The following is a 17,024-nucleotide window of genomic DNA, read 5'->3' on the forward strand; positions in this document are numbered from 1 at the left end:
CATGTCCGCCGGGGAAATCTACTGGTCCGTCATCCCGTACGTGACCCTCGCGGTCCTGATCGTCGGCACCTGGTGGCGGTACCGGTACGACAAGTTCGGCTGGACGACCCGCTCCTCGCAGCTCTACGAGAGCCGTCTGCTGCGGATCGCGAGCCCGGTGTTCCACTTCGGCATGCTCGTCGTGATCCTCGGGCACATCATCGGCCTGGTGATCCCGGAGTCGTGGACCGAGGCGGTCGGGATCAGCGAGCACGCCTACCACTGGATGGCGGCGATCCCCGGCGTGATCGCGGGCATCGCCACCCTGATCGGGATCGGGCTGCTGATCTACCGGCGCCGGGCCACCGGACCGGTCTTCACCGCAACCACCGTCAACGACAAGATCATGTACGTGGTGCTGGTGGCCGCGATCGTCGCCGGCCTGGCCACCACCATGATCGGCGCGTTCGAGGGCAACGCGGCGCACAACTACCGGGAGACGGTGTCGGTGTGGTTCCGGTCCATCTGGATCCTGCAGCCGGACGGGGCGGCGATGGCGGCGGCCCCGCTGTCGTTCCACGTTCACGTGACGATCGCGCTCGTGCTGTTCGCGATCTGGCCGTTCACCCGGCTCGTGCACGCCTTCAGTGCGCCGTTCGCCTACCTGTTCCGGCCCTACGTCGTGTACCGCTCGCGGGAGGCGGCGGGCAAGGGTGAGCTGGTCGGATCGCAGCCGCACCGGAAGGGCTGGTGACGGCGGTGCCGTCGGACGATCGGCGCTGAGTGGCCTGTACTGTGTGGTACTCGACGTCCGGACATCTCGACGAGGACCGCTGAACCACTACATGGCCACCACAGCACGCCGACGCACCGCCACCACGCCGACTCCGCGGAAGCGGACCAGAACACCGAAATCGACCGTCCGCCGCACGGTACTGCCGGGCGGCCTGCGGGTGGTGACCGAACACATGCCGGGGGTGCGGTCGGCATCGGTCGGCATCTGGGTCGGCGTCGGTTCCCGGGACGAGCAGGGGTCGGTCGCCGGTGCCGCGCACTTCCTCGAGCACCTGCTGTTCAAGGCGACCCCGACCCGAAGCGCCCTCGACATCGCGCAGGTCATCGACGGAATCGGCGGTGAGCTGAACGCGTTCACCTCCCGCGAGCACACCTGCTTCTATGCGCACGTCCTCGACGAGGATCTGCCGCTGGCCATCGACATCGTCAGCGACGTCGTGCTGCGCGGCCGGTGCCGCAGCGCCGACGTCGACGTCGAGCGTCAGGTGGTGCTCGAGGAGATCGCGATGCGCGACGACGACCCCGAGGATCTGCTCGGCGACGAGTTCCTCACCGCGCTGTTCGGCGACCACCCGGTCGGCAGGCCGGTGATCGGGTCCACCGAGTCGATCGAGGCGATGACCCGGACCCAGCTGCACTCCTTCCACGTCCGCCGGTACACCCCGCAGCGGATGGTGGTCGCGGTCGCGGGCAATGTCGACCACGACGACACCGTCGAGTTGGTGCGCCGCGCGTTCGACGGTCACCTGGTCGACGGTGCCGAACCGGCGCCCCGCAGGGAGGGCAGGCTGCGGGCCCGCACCGCGCCCGCACTGAGCGTGCTGGAACGGGACAGCGAGCAGGCGCACCTGTGCGTCGGTGTCCGCGGACTCGGCAGGCACGAGGGCCACCGGTGGGCGCTGTCGGTGCTGAACACGGCGGTCGGGGGTGGGCTCTCGTCGCGGCTGTTTCAGGAGATCCGGGAGGAACGCGGGCTGGCGTACTCGGTGTACTCGAGCGTCGACACGTTCGCCGACACCGGCGCGTTCTCGGTGTACGCGGGCTGCCAGCCGGAGAACCTGGCCGACGTCACCACCCTGATCCGAGAGGTCCTCGCCCAGGTCGCCTCGAACGGCATCACCGACGCCGAGTGCGCCCGCGCCAAGGGGGCAATTCGCGGGGGAATGGTTCTGGGACTGGAGGATTCGGGTTCTCGCATGCATCGGATCGGCCGTCAGGAGCTGAACTACGGCAGTCATCGCAGCATCACCGAGACGCTGCAGCGCATCGACGCCGTCACCACCGACGAGGTGCGGGAGGTCGCGGGGATGCTGCTGACCCGGCCGTTCGCGGCGTCGGTCGTCGGGCCGTACCGGCGGGCCCGGGATCTGCCTGCCGTGGTGCGGGGCATCGTGTGAGGATCGAGACGCTGATCCCGCGGCGGGCGATCCCGTTCTACGCGGTCCTCGCGATCACCGTGGTGATGCTGTTCTCGCCCGGCGGGGCGGTGCCGAGCGGGCCACCGAACAGTGACAAGGTCACGCACCTGCTGATGTTCCTCGCGCTGGCCGTCGCGGCCAGGTACGCGGGCTGGCGGGCGGGCTGGGTGCTGCTCGGCGGGGTGCTGTACGCGGCGGCGTCCGAGGTGCTGCAGGCGGTGCTGCCGATCCAGCGCAGCGGTTCGGTGTTCGACTGGCTCGCCGACGTGGTCGGCGTCCTTCTCGGACTCGGCGTGGTGTTCGCGTGGCGCTCGTCCCGGACGGGCCGGGCTCGGTAGCGGTCGCGACCTCGGAACCCGCGGCGTCACCCGCGGGTCCCGAGACGGTCAGGCGGAGACCGTGGCCCGGCCGGGCTGCGGGATCACGTCCGCGACGGCCACCCGCGGGTGCCCGGCCGTGAAATCGTTCTTGAGGAACGACTCCGCGGAATCGTCCATGATGTTCAGCCACCGGTCGGGCAGCGGCGGCGCGACGGTGCCGGTGAGCGTCGATGCATAACTGCAGTTCCGGTACCCCATGATGTCGTTCTTCTTGTCCTTCTTCCACTGCTTGAAAAGCGCGCCCTGCTTTTCCACATGGAATTCCGGGTAATCGGTCCGGTCCACGAGGTCGCGAATGTAGGCCGCCTGGAAATCGATCTCCTCGGTCGCGCCGACGAGTGATTCCTCCCGGGCCCGCCATTCATCGATGTCCCGTTCGCGGGATTCGCGGTCCGGCAGTGCAATTTTGCCGAGAATGACGTCCCGCACATACCAGGCCTGCGCATCGAACATGTTGAAGGTGAAGTACTGGTCCTGCATTCCGAGGAAGTACAGCCGGGGATTCTCCTGCGACACGACGCCCTTGTAGATGCCGCGGGGGTAGAGGCGGTTATTCGTCCGCAGCGTCAACTCGTCCGGCAGGAACGGGAAATGATGCTGATATCCGGTGCACAGGACGATCGCGTCGACCTCCCGGACGCTCCCGTCGCGGAAGGACACGGTGTTGCCGTCGATCCGGGTCACCATCGGGACCTCGGAGAAGCCGGCAGGCCAGTCGTGGCCCATCGGGGCGGTGCGGTGGCTGAACGTGATCTCCGCCGCGCCGTACTTGTGGCACTGCGTCCCGATGTCCTCGGCCGAGTAGCTGCTGCCGATCAGCAGCAGCCGCTTTCCGGTGAACTCGCGGGCGTCGCGGAAGTCGTGAGCGTGCATGACCCGGCCCGGAAAGTTCTCCAACCCCTCGAAATGGGGAACGTTCGGGGTCGAGAAATGCCCGGTCGCGACGACGACGTGGTCGAACATCTCGGTGTCCAGCGTGCCGGAGTTGTGGTCGGCGACGGTTACCGCGAACCGGCCGGTGTCGCTGCCGTCGGTCGGTTCGACCCACTCCACCCGCCGGACGGCGGTGTCGAACCGGATGTACTTGCGGGCGTCGCTCTGCTCGACCCGGCCCATGATGTAGTCGCGCAGCACGGCGCGCGGCGGGTACGACGGGATGGGCCTGCCGAAGTGTTCCTCGAACGAGTAGTCGGCGAACTCGAGGCATTCCTTCGGGCCATTCGACCAGAGGAATCGGTACATGCTCCCGTGTACCGGTTCACCGTGTTCGTCGAGCCCGGTGCGCCACGTGTAATTCCACATGCCGCCCAGATCGCTCTGCTTTTCGAAACAAACCAACTCGGGTGTCGAGCCGGGATCCGATTTGAACGCGGATTCGAATGCTCGCAGTTGTGCGAGCCCACTCGGTCCGGCTCCCAAAATCGCAATCCTTGGCGTCAAGACTGTCCCCTATTCTCGTGGATCTCCTCTCTTGCTTAGCATGACGAATGACGAAATCGCCAGTTCGGCGACGCACTCGGGGGCGGTGACGGCGCCGCCCGCGACGTCCTCACCTGCGAGTATGTCGATCCTGTTACGAGATGCCGGGTCGGCGGGTCCCGGCCGCGCCCGACGCCGCCGGCCCGGGGTCGAGCGGGCGTGTCCGCCGGGCGCCGTTCGGGGGTGCGTAGGCTCATGACCGGGCGACCCGGCGGCGTGGACGCCGCAGACAACGATCGGATGAAGTGGAGATCAGGTGACCGTGATTCGCGTCGGAGTGCTCGGTGCCAGGGGCAAGGTGGGGAAGGCGATCTGCGAGGCCGTCGAGGCGGCCGCGGACCTCGACCTCGTCGCGCAGGTCGACGCGGGCGACCCGATCGAGACCTTCGTCGACACCCGCACCCAGGTCGTCGTCGACTTCACCCACCCCGATGTGGTGATGGGGAACCTCGAGTTCCTCGTCGCCAACGGCATCCACGCCGTCGTCGGCACCACCGGATTCGACGACGACCGGCTCGCACAGGTCCAGCAGTGGCTCGCCGAGCGGCCCGAGGTCGGCGTGCTGATCGCCCCGAACTTCGCGATCGGCGCCGTGCTGTCGATGCGGTTCGCGCAGCAGGCGGCGCGGTTCTTCGACTCCGTCGAGGTGATCGAACTGCACCACCCGAACAAGGCCGACGCCCCGTCCGGCACCGCCTACCGGACCGCGGCGCTGATCGCGGAGGCCCGCGCCGCCGCCGGTCGGGGACCGAGCCCCGACGCGACCAGCACCGAACTCGAGGGCGCCCGCGGCGCCGACGTCGACGGGGTGCGGGTGCACTCGGTGCGGCTCGCCGGACTCGTCGCGCATCAGGAGGTGCTGCTCGGCACGCAGGGCGAGACCCTGACCATTCGGCACGACTCGATCGACCGCAACTCGTTCGCGCCCGGCGTCCTGCTCGGTGTTCGGGAGATCGCCGGGCGGCCCGGTCTCACCGTCGGCATCGACCCGCTGCTGGACCTGTGAAGGGGTCCTCGACGAAGGTCGTCGCGACGATCGCGGGCATCGTCGTCGCGCTCGCGTTCTACTTCGTCCTGCTCGGGCAGCGCGGGATCGCGTTGATTCAGGACGGCGGCGCCGTCCCCGTCGTGCTCGGCATCGCGGTCCTGGTGCTGCCGTTCCTCGGCATCTGGATGGTGTACTCCACCATCCGATCCGGATTCCAGCATCAGCACCTGGTGTCCCGGGCCAGGGAAGAGGGTCGCGACCTCGACGTGTCGGACCTGCCGACGATGCCGTCCGGCCGCGTCCAGCGCGACGCCGCCGACGCCCTGTTCGCGCAGGTGCAGCGCGAGTGGGAGGCCGAGCCCGACAGCTGGCTCGCCACCTACCGCCTCGCCCGCGCATACGACTATGCGGGTGATCGGTCGCGGGCCAGGGAGACGATGCGGCGCGCGGTCGCACTCGAGGCGGCCGAGCGTGGGACGCCGTAACCTGCACCCGTGACCGCAGATACCGCGTCGTCCCGGGTGTCCACCCTGCTGGTGGTGCACCACACGCCCTCCCCGCATTGCCAGGAGATGTTCGAGGCCGTCGTCGCCGGCGCAACCGACCCCGAGATCGAGGGTGTCGAGGTGGTCCGGCGGGCAGCGCTCGCGGTGACGCCGTTGGACATGCTGGAGGCGGACGGGTACCTGCTCGGGTCCCCGGCGAACCTCGGGTACATCAGTGGTGCTCTCAAGCACGCCTTCGATGTTTGCTACTACCCGATCCTCGACTCCACTCGGGGTCGGCCGTTCGGCCTCTACCTCCACGGGAACGAGGGCACCGAGGGCGCGGAGCGAGCCGTCGACTCCATCACCGCCGGGCTCGGCTGGGTGCGGGCGGCGGGAAATGTCATCGTGTCCGGCAAGCCGAGCAAGGCCGAGGTGGAGGCGTGCTGGGAGTTGGGGGCAACGGTCGCCGCGCAGCTCATGAACTAGCCCGGCTCTTAGGCGAATCCGCGGTAGATTCCGTCGGGTCCGGCCGCGGAGGTGAAGTCCTCGAAGTCCATGTTGGCGAGGGAGAGATTGTTCTCGATGGACCACATCTGGGACGGAATCACCCGAACCGTTCCGCCCCGCGACCGGTCGCTTTCGGTGGGGCTGGTATCGACAGCGAGGATCGGGTGCTCGGGATCGGTGATGGTAGTGGTGTCGGCAAGGAACGCGTAGTACACCGGCTGATCTCCGATGTCGTCGAGTAGTTGGTTGATCGTCATGCCGTCGTACTCCCGGTTGTCGATGCACGTCAGCACGGCAACGAAGTCGGATTCGTCGCCGACGCCGGGTGCCATCGCCGACGCGGCCACGCTCCGCCAGGCGTCGTCGTCGGTGAAGTCGGTCCGGATCAGTAGCGACACCCCGTGGCGGTCCCCGAGATAGTCGTCGAGTCGACGACCCGTACCCAGCGATTCGGATGCCTCGGTCTCGGTCTTCGCCGCGGCATCGCGGTTGAGGGCGTCACGGATCTGTTCAGGTGTGGCGGCCGGCAGGGCGGCGGGCTCGATGGATTCGATGATCCGCGTGCAGTCGTCCGGGTCGATCGGGGTGTGGCTGCGGATCTCGTAGGTCCAGGGCCCGACCGACAGCGCATGCCTCACCGGGACGTGCTGGGTGGACCATCCGGGGTCGGGTTCGCCGACGTCGGTGATCCACTGGCGCAGCGTGAAGAAGCCGTGTTCGGCGGTGACCTGGAGTTCGAGGGCACCCGTTCGGGGATCGCCATCGAGCGGTTCGGCGGTGATGGTTCGCGGCACCCAGGTGACGCGTGGCCTGGGCAGCTGCTTCAGTGCCGCCATCTTCTCTTCGTATTCGCGTTGGGCCGGGGTGACGAAGCCGTCCTGCTTCTCGCGGGCAGGGCCGGTCCACTCGAACAGAGCCGGGTCGACGTCCTCATCGAGCGTGGGGTTGGCCAGTTCCATCACCTGACTTCCCACTGTCCTCGACAAGACAAGGCCGAGTTCGGCGTCGATCACGTACGCGACCTCGCCGCCGGATGCGGCATTGATGAACCGAACCCGCCAGCCCGAACGACCACGACACTCGACCGGTTCCGGGGTGCTCGGTGCAGTCAGGTGCGGCTCGGTGCCCCGCTCCTCCAGCGGCCACATCAGGTACGAGGTGAGGAGGGTCTGCGGAGCATCTCCGATGGTCATGACCCACCGATTCGGGGACTTGACCGAGTGCACCATCATGCCGTCATCGGACCTGCGGTATTCGTCGGTGTCGTTCTCGATGTACGTCACCTCGCCGGCGGCGTTCTCGACGCGCCACGATGTCGGTGGTGCGAACCACACGCGTCCGGTATAGCTTCCGTCCGAATACATTTCGGCTCCGACGGGTCGACCCATCGTGCTGAAGTTCAATCCGCGCACCCGCGGCCAGGTCATCGACATCTGCCCAACCTAGGTCACCGCAACGACAGGGACATCGGACACGGATGCAACACCTCGACGAGGGCGGGGGTACCTGCCGATGTGGAGGCGCGATTGTGGGTATCGCGGTGACGCTCGTCGCCTGACTGTCTGGCGCACCCACGGCCGTGTGTAGCCTTGCCTAAGTTCATTGCCCGCATCGGTCGACACCGCCGGTGTGCCGCCACCCGCGCCGAGGAGCCCCGATGCCCGACCCGACTCCGGACCCCGTGCGACCCGGCTACCGCCCCTACCGCGCCACGGTCACCGAGGTGCGGCGGCTGAGCCCGCACTTCGTCCGGGTCGGATTCACCGGTCCCGACTTCGTTCACTTCGCCGACCACGCACGCGATCAGCGGGTGAAGGTGGTGTTCCCGACCGCCGACCGCTGCTACGCGGACCTGGGTGTCGACGACGAGGAGGCGTTGCTCCGGGGCGACTGGTACGCCCGCTGGCGGGACCTGCCCGACGAGCACCGCAGCCCGTTCCGCACCTACACCGTTCGCGTCGTCGACCCGGCGCGCCGCCGCGTCGACATCGACTTCGTCGCACACACCGAGGCGGGCCGTCCGGTCGGCCCCGGCTCCACCTGGCTGCACCGCGCCAGCCCCGGCGACGACCTCATCATCGTCGGCCCCGACGCCCGCAGCGCGGACTCGGCAGGCGGGATGGACTGGAAGCCGGGCACCGCGACCGAACTCCTGCTCGCCGGTGACGAGACCGCGGCACCCGCCATCGCGGGCATCCTCGAGCGGCTGCCCGCGGGATGCCGGGCCACCGCGCTCGTCGAGGTGCCGGAGCCGGCCGACATGCTCCCGATCGCCAGCGCCGCCGACGTTGACCTCCGGTACCTGCCGCGCGGCGGGGCCGCCGTCGGCTCGCTCCTCGTGCCCGCCCTGCACGACTGGCACGGCACCCACCGCAAGCTCGTCGACGCCGCGCGGGCGGCCGGGAGTCAGCACCTCGACGACATCGACGTCGACGACCAGATCCTCTGGGACTCGCCCGAACCCGAGCCGACCGGCGACTTCTACGCGTGGCTCGCCGGGGAGGCCGCGGTGATCAAGCAGCTCCGCAGGCTCCTCGTGACGGACTGGGGCGTCGACCGCAGGCGGGTCGCATTCATGGGGTACTGGCGGAAGGGGCTCGCGGAGCGCACCGGCTGACCGCGGCCAGACCGTCAGCGGACCGGGACGGTGTCCGGGTCGTCGGGGTCGACCGGTGACGGATCGAACGGCGGCGGGTCGTCGGGGTCGAAGCGGCCCGGCAGGGTGGAGCAGGTGGCGCCCGGCTCGGGGAAGGTGGCCGGGTTCAGCCGCAGCGCGGTGACGAACCGGTCGATGCGCGGGTCGTCGACGCTGTCCACCGGCAGCTGATGCCCCCACGACTGCAGTGAAATCGGCACCGGCAGGCCCGGATACGGCGACATCAGCAGATAGCTGCGCCCCTCCACCCGCTCCGCGAGCCGATCCAGGTCGGCGCCGCGCACCCGGTCGGGGTCGTACGCGATCCACACCGCGCCGTGCTCGAGCGAATGCACGATGCTCTCGGTGCGCACCGCGGTCGGGTACACGAGACCGTTGCATGCCGCCCACACCGCGTCGTGCGGTCCGCCGACCGGCGGTACCAGGTCGTAGTCGACCCGCTGCGTCGGACGGACATGCAGACCGGCGGGGGGTTCGACGATCACGATGCCCTCGATGCGCACCGACGGATCCGGGTTGTCGAAGGACGGCACGAACCGGTCGGGGGTCGCGGTGCCCTCGACCGTCGACCCGCATCCCGCCGCGGACAGGGCAACGGCGGCGGCGATGATCGGGATCGCGATGCGCACGACCGGATCGTAGCCGCCCCGGTGATGTCGGTGGCCCGTGACAGGGTGAGCGCATGCTGACGATGAGTGCGTCCGCGGCGCGGCGGGCCGCGCTGGCCGCGCAGGGGTTCACCGACCGCAGGCCCGCCGCGACCCCGACACGGCGGCACGTGCTCGCCGCGGTGCGCCGGACGGGGCTGCTGCAGCTGGACTCCGTCTCGGTGGCGGTCCGGGCCCACTACATGCCGGTGTTCAGCCGGATCGGTGGTTACGACCGTGCGCTTCTCGACGCCGCGGCGTGGCGCGACACCGCAGCGAAACCCCGTGCGCTGGTGGAGTACTGGGCGCACGAGGCGGCGCTGATCCCGGTCGACGACTGGCCGCTGCTGCGCTGGCGGATGCGGCGGTACGCCGGCGGCCGATGGGAGGGGGAGCGGCGGGTCCTCGAACGAAACCCCACCCTCGGCAGGGACATCCTCGACGCCATCACCGAGGTCGGCGCCGCCACCGCAGGCGACGTCGAACGGCACCTCAGCATCTCCTCCGAGCGGGGCGGGCCGTGGTGGGGGCGCAGCGACACCAAGGTGATCTGCGAACAACTGTTCGCCTCGGGACAGCTGTCGGTGGACCGCCGGGTCGCGTTCGCCCGGCACTACGACCTGGCCGACCGGGTGCTCCCCACCCACGTGGTCGCCGTCGACGTCGACGAATCGGACGCGATCCGGGAACTGGTCCGCCGCGCTGCCCGGTCGCTCGGCGTCGCGACCGCGGCAGACCTGCGCGACTACCACCGGCTGTCGGCGGCCCAGGGGCGTGCCGCGATCGCCGACCTCGTCGACGAGGGCACCCTGATCCCGGTGGCGGTCCGCGGCTGGGACGAGGCGGCGTACCGGCACGTCGATGCCCGCACCCCGCGCCGCGCGACCGGAACCGCGCTGCTCAGCCCGTTCGACCCGCTCGTCTTCTTCCGGCCCCGCACCGAACGGATCTTCGGGTTCCGGTACCGGATCGAGATCTACACGCCCGCCGCCCAACGGGTACACGGCTACTACGTGTTCCCGTTCCTCCGCGACGGGGAACTGGTGGCGCGGGTGGACCTCAAGGCCGACCGCGCGGCCGACGCGCTGCGGGTCCCGGGCGCGTTCGTCGAGGACGGCCACCACCCCGGCGAGGTCGCCGAGGCGCTCGCGATCGAACTGCGGTCGATGGCGACGTGGCTCGGGCTCTCCGACGTCGCGGTGGGGGACCGGGGCGATCTGGCGGCGACCCTCGCGGCCCGGCTGTGACCGGCGGCGGTTCTACGGCAGGTCCAGGCCCGGCGCGGTGACCAGGGCGATCACCTGGTCGACCGTCGGCACGGCACCGAGACCGCCGAGGTCCACGGTCACCGCGGTGCCCGACGGGCGGGTCGCCGTCACGTGCGTGGTGCCGTACTCGCGGTGCGTGCGCACCCGGGTGCCGTCCGGACGCGGCTCGCCCGCCGCGCGCGACTCCGACGGTGCCGGTGCGATCACGACCCGCAGTCGGGACTCGCCGCCGGAACCCGACAGCGTGACCTCCGTGCACACGGACGTCCGGCCGGCGCCGGTCAGTTCGAGGGACCCGAGCGGCCGGTCGGGGGTCGCGGGCAGCGGACCGAGCGCAACCAAGGCCGCGTCGAGCGCACCGTTCAGCCGTTCCACGTCGGCGCGATCGAGCGGTGCACCGGACCCGTCCGGTGCCGCGCCGCAGCCCATGCGTGCCGCGGGAGTGCCGACGGGAACTGTTGTGGTGGTGCGCAATCCGGGTTCGGCCGCGACCCTCGCCAGCTCGTCCACCGTCAGGGGCAGGGCGCCGCTGTGGGTGTCGCCGTCCGTGTCATCCACCGACACGTCGACGCGGGATCCATCCGGTGTGTACGCGGTCGCGCCCGCGGTGCGGGTGCGCACCCCGCCGCGCTCGAACCAGCTGTCGAGGACGTCGACGACGGTGCCGTCGGCGAGGGTGCGCCGCTCGTCCAGTGCCCCCGCGACGCAGTCCGGCGGCGTTCCGCTGCCGGCGCGGACGGCGGTGCGGAGCGTTCCCGACCCCTCGCCCCGGACCAGGAAGCCGCGCGACTCGCTGACGCCGGACACGTCCTCGGGTGCGACGTCCTCCGGAAGCTGGTCGGGGTTCATGCGAAAGATCGGCTGGAACAACAGCATCCGGCGCGGAGCGTCGAATCGCACGTCGGCGTCGGTCGGGAGCGCGGCGCGCAGCGCGTCGGTCATCGCGGTCGCCTTCGGCGCCGTCAACCAGGCGAAGTCCGGGTCGCCGTAACCGTACGACGCGCCGTACATCGTCCAGCCGGAGCCGGTGACCGGCGGCGGTGGCGGCAGCACCTCGGCGCAGCCCGGAATGTCGACCGGATACGCGACGGGTTCGGTGGCATAGGTCGGGGCGGCCGGACCGGTGTCCGGGTGGTCGCGGGGCAGCGCCGATGCGGCCCCGAACCCGAGCGCGACGATCCCGGCCACGACGGCGGTGTCCCGCCACGACCACCGGGCCCGACTGGTGTCGGGCCCGGGGCTCTGCCGCGGTTCGGTCACCCTCACCCGCCCGGCGTCAGCCCTCGACGAACTTCGTCAGGCCCTTCGACGCGGTGTCGAGGGCCATCTTCTGCGCCTTCTTCACCAGGAAGCCGGGCACCGGGATCTTCGGGTCCACGGTCAACGCGAAGTCGACGTGGGTGGTGCCGTCGCCGTTGTCGGTGAGGACGTAGCTGCCGTCCTGCTGCTTCTGCTGGCTGCCCTCCACGAGCGTCCAGGACAGCTTCTCGTCGCCCTCGTAGGAGTAGTCGACGACCTGCTCGTCGGTGATGCCGATGACCGAGACCGTCATCCGCACCCGGTGCGGACGCCCGTCCGGGTAGGTGGTCTCGACCGCGACCGATTTGTGCGCCGACGACCACTCGCCGAGCCGCTCGACCGCGACCAGTGCCGCCATTACCGTCGCCGGATCGGCCTTGACGTCGAACTGCTTGGACCCGGATACCGCCATGTGGGACCCACCCCTTCTGATTGCCGCGAACGTGACGCGTCAGTCAATCACCACCGGTGGTGACGACCGCCGACGACCGAACCTTACCCGTGAGTCAGTTACAGGCCGAACCGCGTGTTCTCCCGGCTGCGCCGCATCTGATCGCTCAGTGCACCCTGCACGGCCTGCGCGACCCACGAGTTCAGTGACACGCCGTTCTGTGCCGCTGCCTCCTCCGCGCGCGCCTTGACCTGCTCGACCAGGCGCAGCGTCACCCGGGAGATGTCCCCGCTCAGGTCGTCGAAGTCCGAGGTCGGCGGCCGGGTCCCGGTCGTGCCGTCCCCGCCGGGCGGTGTCGACGCGGCGGGCTGCTCGGGATCGGTGGCGCGGTCGGTGCCGGTGATCTCGACGGTCGCGTCGTTCCCGGTCAGCCGGACGTGCACGGCGCGGTCGCCGAGTTCGGCGGACACCTCCGCGGCCAGATCGGACAGTGCGCTGATCACCATCAGGCGGGCCGAATTCTCTGCGGCGTCGGCAAGGGCCTCCGCGATGCGGCGGGTGTTGTCGTCGCCGAGGGCGGCCGCCGCCGTCAGGTCGCGGCGCAGGGATTGGGTGTAGGTCGACAGGTCCATGACGTCAGTGTGGCGTCACACATGACATCAGTCAAGGGCATGTTGACGCCAGTTTGGCGTCATCGCTGGGTGGGGTCCGGTGCGCGGACGTCGGGTGCCCGCGCCCGCCCGTCCTTCCGGGTGCAGGTGGGCGGCGAGCGAACGGCACATTCGGTCGATCTCATCGACTGAACGCTTCCGTTCACTCGGAGTGGTGGGGGCGGTGGGGGTGGATAGGGTGCGGGCAGGAGCCGATTCGCGGCGACGGAGGGAAGGCGGTGGTCCGGTGGCGCATGATTCCGTGCGGCGAGCGGTGTCCCTGAACGTGCAGCTGATCGCGAGGACCGAGTTCCTCGCGCCCGCGGATGTCCCGTGGGACACGGACGCCGACGGGGGTCAGGCGCTCGTCGAGTTCGCCGGGCGGGCCTGCTACCAGAGTTGGAGCAAGCCGAACCCGCGCACGGCGACCAACGCCGGGTATCTGCGGCATCTGCTCGAGGTCGGGCACGACTCGGTGCTCGAGCACGGCAGCGTCAGCTTCTACGTCACCGGCATCTCGCGCTCGTGCACCCACGAACTGATCCGGCATCGGCACCTGTCGTTCTCGCAGCTGTCGCAGCGGTCGGTGTCCGAGCGCGACGCCAACGTCGTCGTGCCGCCCGCCATCGCGGGCGACCCCGCACTGGAGGCGCTGTTCGAGTCCGCGACCGAGGCCAGTCGCGCGGCCTACGGCGACCTCCTCGACGCGCTCGATGTCGCACTCGCCAGCGTGCCCAACGGATCGTTGCGGGCCAGGCAGGCCAGGCAGGCCGCCCGGTCGGTGCTGCCCAACGCGACGGAGACGCGCCTGGTGGTGACCGGCAACTATCGGGCGTGGCGGCACTTCATCGCGATGCGCGCCACCGAGCACGCGGACGTCGAGATCCGGGAGGTCGCGGTCGAGTGCCTGCGGCAGCTGATCGTTGCCGCGCCAAACGTGTTCGGCGACTTTGAGATTGCGACGCTCGCCGACGGCTCCGAGGTGGCGGTCAGCGAGTTCGACGCCGGCGCCTGACCGGGCGTCGCGGGCCGGGTGTGATCGGTGTGCGAAGTGGGCGGCGCCACCGGGTAACCTTGACAACCATGACCAATGCTGAATCCGCACCAGTCGAGCGTCCGTTCGGCACCATCCTGACCGCGATGGTGACCCCGTTCACTGCCGACGGAAAGCTGGACGTGGATGCGGGTGTGCGGCTGGCCACCCATCTCGTCGACGGAGGCTGTGACGGCCTGGTGCTTGCCGGCACCACCGGGGAGTCTCCGACCACCACCGAAACCGAGAAGCTCGAACTGATGCGCGCGGTGATCGACGCCGTCGGCGACCGCGCCAAGATCGTCGCTGGCGCGGGCAGCAACGACACCGCGCACAGCGTCGAACTGGCCAGGGATGCCGCCCGCGCGGGTGCGCACGGCCTGCTGGTCGTCACCCCGTACTACTCGAAGCCGCCGCAGGCCGGCCTGCTCGCGCACTTCACCGCGGTCGCCGACGCCACCGACCTGCCGGTGATGCTGTACGACATTCCGCCGCGTTCGGTCGTTCCGATTGCTACCGAGACCATCTACCGGCTCGCCGAGCACCCCCGGATCAAGGCGGTCAAGGACGCCAAGGGTGATCTGGTCGCCGGCGCCGAGCTGATCGCTAACACCGACCTGGAGTTCTACTCCGGTGACGACCCGCTGAACCTGCCCTGGCTGTCCGTCGGCGCCGTCGGATTCGTCAGCGTCATCGGGCATCTCGTGCCCGGCAGGCTGGGTGAGCTGCTCGACGCGTACCGGTCCGGTGACGTCGCCCGGGCCACGCAGATCAATGCCAGCATGCTCCCGCTGATCCGGTCGTTCGGCCGCCTCGGTGGTGTCACCGGGTCGAAGGCTGGACTGCGACTGCAGGGCATCGAGGTCGGTGATCCGCGGTTGCCCCAGGTACCGCCGACACCAACGCAAGTCGAGGAACTGGCAGCGGATCTGCGCGCGGCGGGAGCACTGTCGTGACCCGCCCGGAGCGCCGCCGCAGCGCGCGCCGCCAGGCCGGACCGCCGAGCATCGCGCAGGCGGCTCCCGAGACGCCGATCGTGACCCACGTGCCCGATACTGCGCCCGCGACGAAGGCCGCCCCCGCGAAGGCCGCCCCGGCGCAGGCGGCCCCGGCAACGGCCGCCCCCGCGAAGGCCGCCCCCGCGACGGCCGCCCCCGCGAAGGCGGCCCCGGCCAAGGCGGCGAAGTCCCGGAAGGCGGCGGCCGAGCGGGCAGCCGAACCGGCGCAGGAGAAGCAGGCCAAGGACAAGGCGCCGCGGCGCCGTCGCGGCCAGGGCGGAAACAAGGCGCCGAGGCAGTCGAAGGGGCGCCCCGACGGACTCGCCGCTGTCGACCCGACCGAGCGGCTCGGTCTTCCGCCGAAGGCACCGCACAACGGCCTGCGGGTCGTCGCGCTCGGCGGCATCGGCGAGATCGGCCGCAACATGACCGTCTTCGAGCACAAGGGCAAGCTGCTCATCGTCGACTGCGGCGTGCTCTTCCCCGAGGACCAGCAGCCCGGCGTCGACCTGATCCTGCCGGACTTCGCGCACATCGAGGACCGGATGGACGACGTCGAGGCGATCGTCCTCACGCACGGCCACGAGGACCACATCGGCGCGGTGCCGTTCCTGCTCCGGATGCGCCCGGATGTGCCGGTGATCGGGGCGAAGTTCACCCTGGCGCTGGTCGCGGCGAAGTGCCGCGAGCATCGGCAGCGGCCGAACCTCGTCGAGGTCGTCGAGGGTCAGATGACCACCCACGGCCCGTTCGAGTGCGAGTACTTCGCGGTCAACCACTCGATCCCGGACGCGATCGCGGTCGCGATCAAGACCTCCGCGGGTGTCGCGCTGCACACCGGTGACATCAAGCTCGACCAGCTGCCGCTCGACGGCAGGCTCACCGACCTCGCCGGGTTCTCGCGGCTCGGCGACGAGGGTGTCGACCTGTTCCTCGTCGACTCCACCAACGCCGAGGTCCCCGGCTTTGTCACCCCCGAACGCGAGATCGGCGGGGTCCTCGACGGCGTCATCGGCAAGGCGAAGCAGCGGGTGATCGTCGCATCCTTCGCCAGCCACGTGCACCGGATCCAGCAGGTCGTCGACGTCGCGGTCCGCTACAAGCGCAAGATCGCGTTCGTCGGTCGCTCGATGGTCCGGAACATGCAGATCGCGCAGGATCTCGGCTACCTGACCGTGCCGGACGGGGTGGTCGTCGACATCGACACCGCCGCGAACCTGCCCGACGACCGGCTCGTGCTGATCTCCACCGGCTCGCAGGGTGAGCCGCTGTCCGCGCTGTCGCGGATGGCCCGCGGCGAGCATCGCCAGATCAACATCCGCGCCAACGACCTGGTCGTGCTCGCGTCGTCGCTGATCCCCGGCAACGAGAACTCGGTGTTCGCGGTGGTCAACGGCCTCGCCAAGCGGGGCGCGACCGTCGTCACCCAGCAGAGCGCGAAGGTGCACGTCTCCGGGCACGCGTCCGCGGGTGAGCTGCTGTACCTGTACAACGCGGTGCGGCCGACGAACGCGATGCCGGTGCACGGCGAGTGGCGGCACCTGCGCGCCAACGCCGCCCTCGCCGCCGCGACCGGTGTTCCGGAGGAGCGGATCGTGCTCGCCGAGGACGGCGTCGTCGTCGACATGGTCGACGGGCTCGCCGAGATCGTCGGCCGCGTCCCGGTCGGGATGGTCTACGTGGACGGCAACTCGGTCGGCGACGTCGGCGACTCGACCCTCTCGGACCGGCTGGTGCTCGGCGAGGGCGGGTTCATCTCGATCTCCCTCGCGGTCGACCAGCACACCGGCAAGGCCGTGAGCACCCCGCAGGTGCATGGGCGCGGCTTCTCCGACGACCCGGCCGCGCTCAAGGAGGCGGCGGTGCTCGTCGAGGCGGAACTCGCCCGGCTCGCCGGGGAGGGTGTCACCGATACCCACCGGATCGCGCAGGCCGTCCGCCGCGTCGTCGGCCGTTGGGTCGCCGACAAGTACCGGCGTCGGCCGATGATCGTGCCGACCGTCATCGGCGTCTAGCATCGTCACCTCACGCGACCCCCGGTGCCTCCG

General features: G+C 70.1%; 17 protein-coding genes. 11 read left to right on the forward strand and 6 right to left on the reverse strand.

Going from position 1 to position 17,024, the window contains the following annotated elements; genetic code table 11:
* The first annotated feature begins 1 nt into the window (after position 1).
* The 3 genes from narI (at position 2) to ACFWPA_RS10055 (ending at position 2,530) form a co-directional block, all read left to right on the forward strand.
* The gene (gene narI / locus ACFWPA_RS10045; RefSeq protein WP_378508831.1) at positions 2 to 733 is read left to right on the forward strand and encodes a respiratory nitrate reductase subunit gamma; all 732 of its coding nucleotides are present in this window, start codon (positions 2 to 4) and stop codon (positions 731 to 733) included.
* Positions 734 to 824: 91 nt separating this feature from the next.
* Positions 825 to 2,171 (forward strand): M16 family metallopeptidase, encoded by a 1,347-nt coding sequence (locus tag ACFWPA_RS10050; RefSeq protein ID WP_378508830.1) that lies wholly within the window; start codon positions 825 to 827, stop codon positions 2,169 to 2,171.
* On the forward strand, positions 2,168 to 2,530 hold the full coding sequence (locus ACFWPA_RS10055) for a VanZ family protein (RefSeq protein ID WP_378508829.1): 363 nt from the start codon (positions 2,168 to 2,170) through the stop codon (positions 2,528 to 2,530). The genes ACFWPA_RS10050 and ACFWPA_RS10055 overlap by 4 nt, the downstream gene beginning before the upstream one ends.
* A gap of 48 nt (positions 2,531 to 2,578) precedes the next feature.
* Here the strand turns inward: ACFWPA_RS10055 and ACFWPA_RS10060 are convergent, their stop codons facing one another.
* Complete coding sequence (locus ACFWPA_RS10060) at positions 2,579 to 4,012, reverse strand: flavin-containing monooxygenase (protein ID WP_378508828.1); 1,434 nt, start codon at positions 4,010 to 4,012, stop codon at positions 2,579 to 2,581.
* Positions 4,013 to 4,313: 301 nt separating this feature from the next.
* Here ACFWPA_RS10060 and dapB point away from each other — a divergent pair, with 301 nt between their 5' ends.
* Genes dapB through ACFWPA_RS10075 form a run of 3 tightly spaced genes read left to right on the forward strand, consistent with a single transcriptional unit; the run spans position 4,314 to position 6,013 of the window.
* The gene (gene dapB, locus ACFWPA_RS10065) at positions 4,314 to 5,057 is read left to right on the forward strand and encodes a 4-hydroxy-tetrahydrodipicolinate reductase (protein ID WP_378508863.1); all 744 of its coding nucleotides are present in this window, start codon (positions 4,314 to 4,316) and stop codon (positions 5,055 to 5,057) included.
* Positions 5,054 to 5,524, forward strand: coding sequence for a hypothetical protein (locus tag ACFWPA_RS10070; protein WP_378508827.1), 471 nt, complete (start codon positions 5,054 to 5,056; stop codon positions 5,522 to 5,524). Before dapB ends, ACFWPA_RS10070 begins: the two co-directional genes overlap by 4 nt.
* Positions 5,525 to 5,560: 36 nt before the next feature.
* The gene (locus ACFWPA_RS10075; protein WP_378508862.1) at positions 5,561 to 6,013 is read left to right on the forward strand and encodes a flavodoxin family protein; all 453 of its coding nucleotides are present in this window, start codon (positions 5,561 to 5,563) and stop codon (positions 6,011 to 6,013) included.
* Between the two features lie 8 nt (positions 6,014 to 6,021).
* On the opposite strand, the gene ACFWPA_RS10080 is transcribed toward ACFWPA_RS10075, so the two are convergent.
* Positions 6,022 to 7,467, reverse strand: coding sequence for a DUF6924 domain-containing protein (locus tag ACFWPA_RS10080; protein ID WP_378508826.1), 1,446 nt, complete (start codon positions 7,465 to 7,467; stop codon positions 6,022 to 6,024).
* Positions 7,468 to 7,691: 224 nt separating this feature from the next.
* Between ACFWPA_RS10080 and ACFWPA_RS10085 the strand changes: the two genes are divergently transcribed.
* A complete protein-coding gene (locus tag ACFWPA_RS10085; RefSeq protein ID WP_378570092.1) occupies positions 7,692 to 8,651 on the forward strand; it encodes a siderophore-interacting protein in 960 nt (319 codons plus the stop codon).
* A gap of 14 nt (positions 8,652 to 8,665) precedes the next feature.
* Here ACFWPA_RS10085 and ACFWPA_RS10090 read toward each other — a convergent pair whose 3' ends face one another.
* Positions 8,666 to 9,319 carry a DUF3105 domain-containing protein gene (locus tag ACFWPA_RS10090; protein ID WP_378570093.1) on the reverse strand — a complete coding sequence of 218 codons (654 nt, stop codon included), beginning with the start codon at positions 9,317 to 9,319 and terminating at the stop codon, positions 8,666 to 8,668.
* Positions 9,320 to 9,372: 53 nt separating this feature from the next.
* Between ACFWPA_RS10090 and ACFWPA_RS10095 the strand changes: the two genes are divergently transcribed.
* Positions 9,373 to 10,584 carry a winged helix-turn-helix domain-containing protein gene (locus ACFWPA_RS10095; RefSeq protein ID WP_378570094.1) on the forward strand — a complete coding sequence of 404 codons (1,212 nt, stop codon included), beginning with the start codon at positions 9,373 to 9,375 and terminating at the stop codon, positions 10,582 to 10,584.
* Positions 10,585 to 10,596: 12 nt separating this feature from the next.
* Here ACFWPA_RS10095 and ACFWPA_RS10100 read toward each other — a convergent pair whose 3' ends face one another.
* The 3 genes from ACFWPA_RS10100 to ACFWPA_RS10110 form a co-directional block, all read right to left on the reverse strand.
* Positions 10,597 to 11,871, reverse strand: coding sequence for a hypothetical protein (locus tag ACFWPA_RS10100; protein WP_378570095.1), 1,275 nt, complete (start codon positions 11,869 to 11,871; stop codon positions 10,597 to 10,599).
* Between the two features lie 10 nt (positions 11,872 to 11,881).
* Positions 11,882 to 12,316 carry an SRPBCC family protein gene (locus ACFWPA_RS10105; protein WP_378508821.1) on the reverse strand — a complete coding sequence of 145 codons (435 nt, stop codon included), beginning with the start codon at positions 12,314 to 12,316 and terminating at the stop codon, positions 11,882 to 11,884.
* Between the two features lie 98 nt (positions 12,317 to 12,414).
* Entirely contained in the window at positions 12,415 to 12,927 is a 513-nt protein-coding gene (locus ACFWPA_RS10110) for a toxin-antitoxin system HicB family antitoxin (RefSeq protein WP_378508820.1), read from the reverse strand.
* 280 nt (positions 12,928 to 13,207) lie between these two features.
* Here ACFWPA_RS10110 and thyX point away from each other — a divergent pair, with 280 nt between their 5' ends.
* The 3 genes from thyX (at position 13,208) to ACFWPA_RS10125 (ending at position 16,991) form a co-directional block, all read left to right on the forward strand.
* Complete coding sequence (gene thyX / locus ACFWPA_RS10115) at positions 13,208 to 13,960, forward strand: FAD-dependent thymidylate synthase (protein WP_378508861.1); 753 nt, start codon at positions 13,208 to 13,210, stop codon at positions 13,958 to 13,960.
* Between the two features lie 68 nt (positions 13,961 to 14,028).
* The gene (gene dapA / locus ACFWPA_RS10120) at positions 14,029 to 14,934 is read left to right on the forward strand and encodes a 4-hydroxy-tetrahydrodipicolinate synthase (RefSeq protein WP_378508819.1); all 906 of its coding nucleotides are present in this window, start codon (positions 14,029 to 14,031) and stop codon (positions 14,932 to 14,934) included.
* Positions 14,931 to 16,991, forward strand: coding sequence for a ribonuclease J (locus ACFWPA_RS10125; RefSeq protein ID WP_378570096.1), 2,061 nt, complete (start codon positions 14,931 to 14,933; stop codon positions 16,989 to 16,991). The genes dapA and ACFWPA_RS10125 overlap by 4 nt, the downstream gene beginning before the upstream one ends.
* Positions 16,992 to 17,024: the final 33 nt, after the last annotated feature.

The organism is Rhodococcus sp. NPDC058505 (genome assembly GCF_042720095.1).
Taxonomy (GTDB): domain Bacteria; phylum Actinomycetota; class Actinomycetes; order Mycobacteriales; family Mycobacteriaceae; genus Rhodococcus_G.

Bases quoted from the DNA above. Each gene is read 5' to 3' on its own strand.
- dapA (WP_378508819.1), top strand. From the start codon at position 14,029: ATGACCAATGCTGAATCCGCACCAGTCGAGCGTCCGTTCGGCACCATC.
- narI (WP_378508831.1), top strand. From the start codon at position 2: ATGTCCGCCGGGGAAATCTACTGGTCCGTCATCCCGTACGTGACCCTC.
- ACFWPA_RS10095 (WP_378570094.1), top strand. From the start codon at position 9,373: ATGCTGACGATGAGTGCGTCCGCGGCGCGGCGGGCCGCGCTGGCCGCG.
- ACFWPA_RS10085 (WP_378570092.1), top strand. From the start codon at position 7,692: ATGCCCGACCCGACTCCGGACCCCGTGCGACCCGGCTACCGCCCCTAC.
- ACFWPA_RS10105 (WP_378508821.1), bottom strand. From the start codon at position 12,316: ATGGCGGTATCCGGGTCCAAGCAGTTCGACGTCAAGGCCGATCCGGCG.
- ACFWPA_RS10080 (WP_378508826.1), bottom strand. From the start codon at position 7,467: ATGTCGATGACCTGGCCGCGGGTGCGCGGATTGAACTTCAGCACGATG.
- ACFWPA_RS10050 (WP_378508830.1), top strand. From the start codon at position 825: ATGGCCACCACAGCACGCCGACGCACCGCCACCACGCCGACTCCGCGG.
- ACFWPA_RS10110 (WP_378508820.1), bottom strand. From the start codon at position 12,927: ATGGACCTGTCGACCTACACCCAATCCCTGCGCCGCGACCTGACGGCG.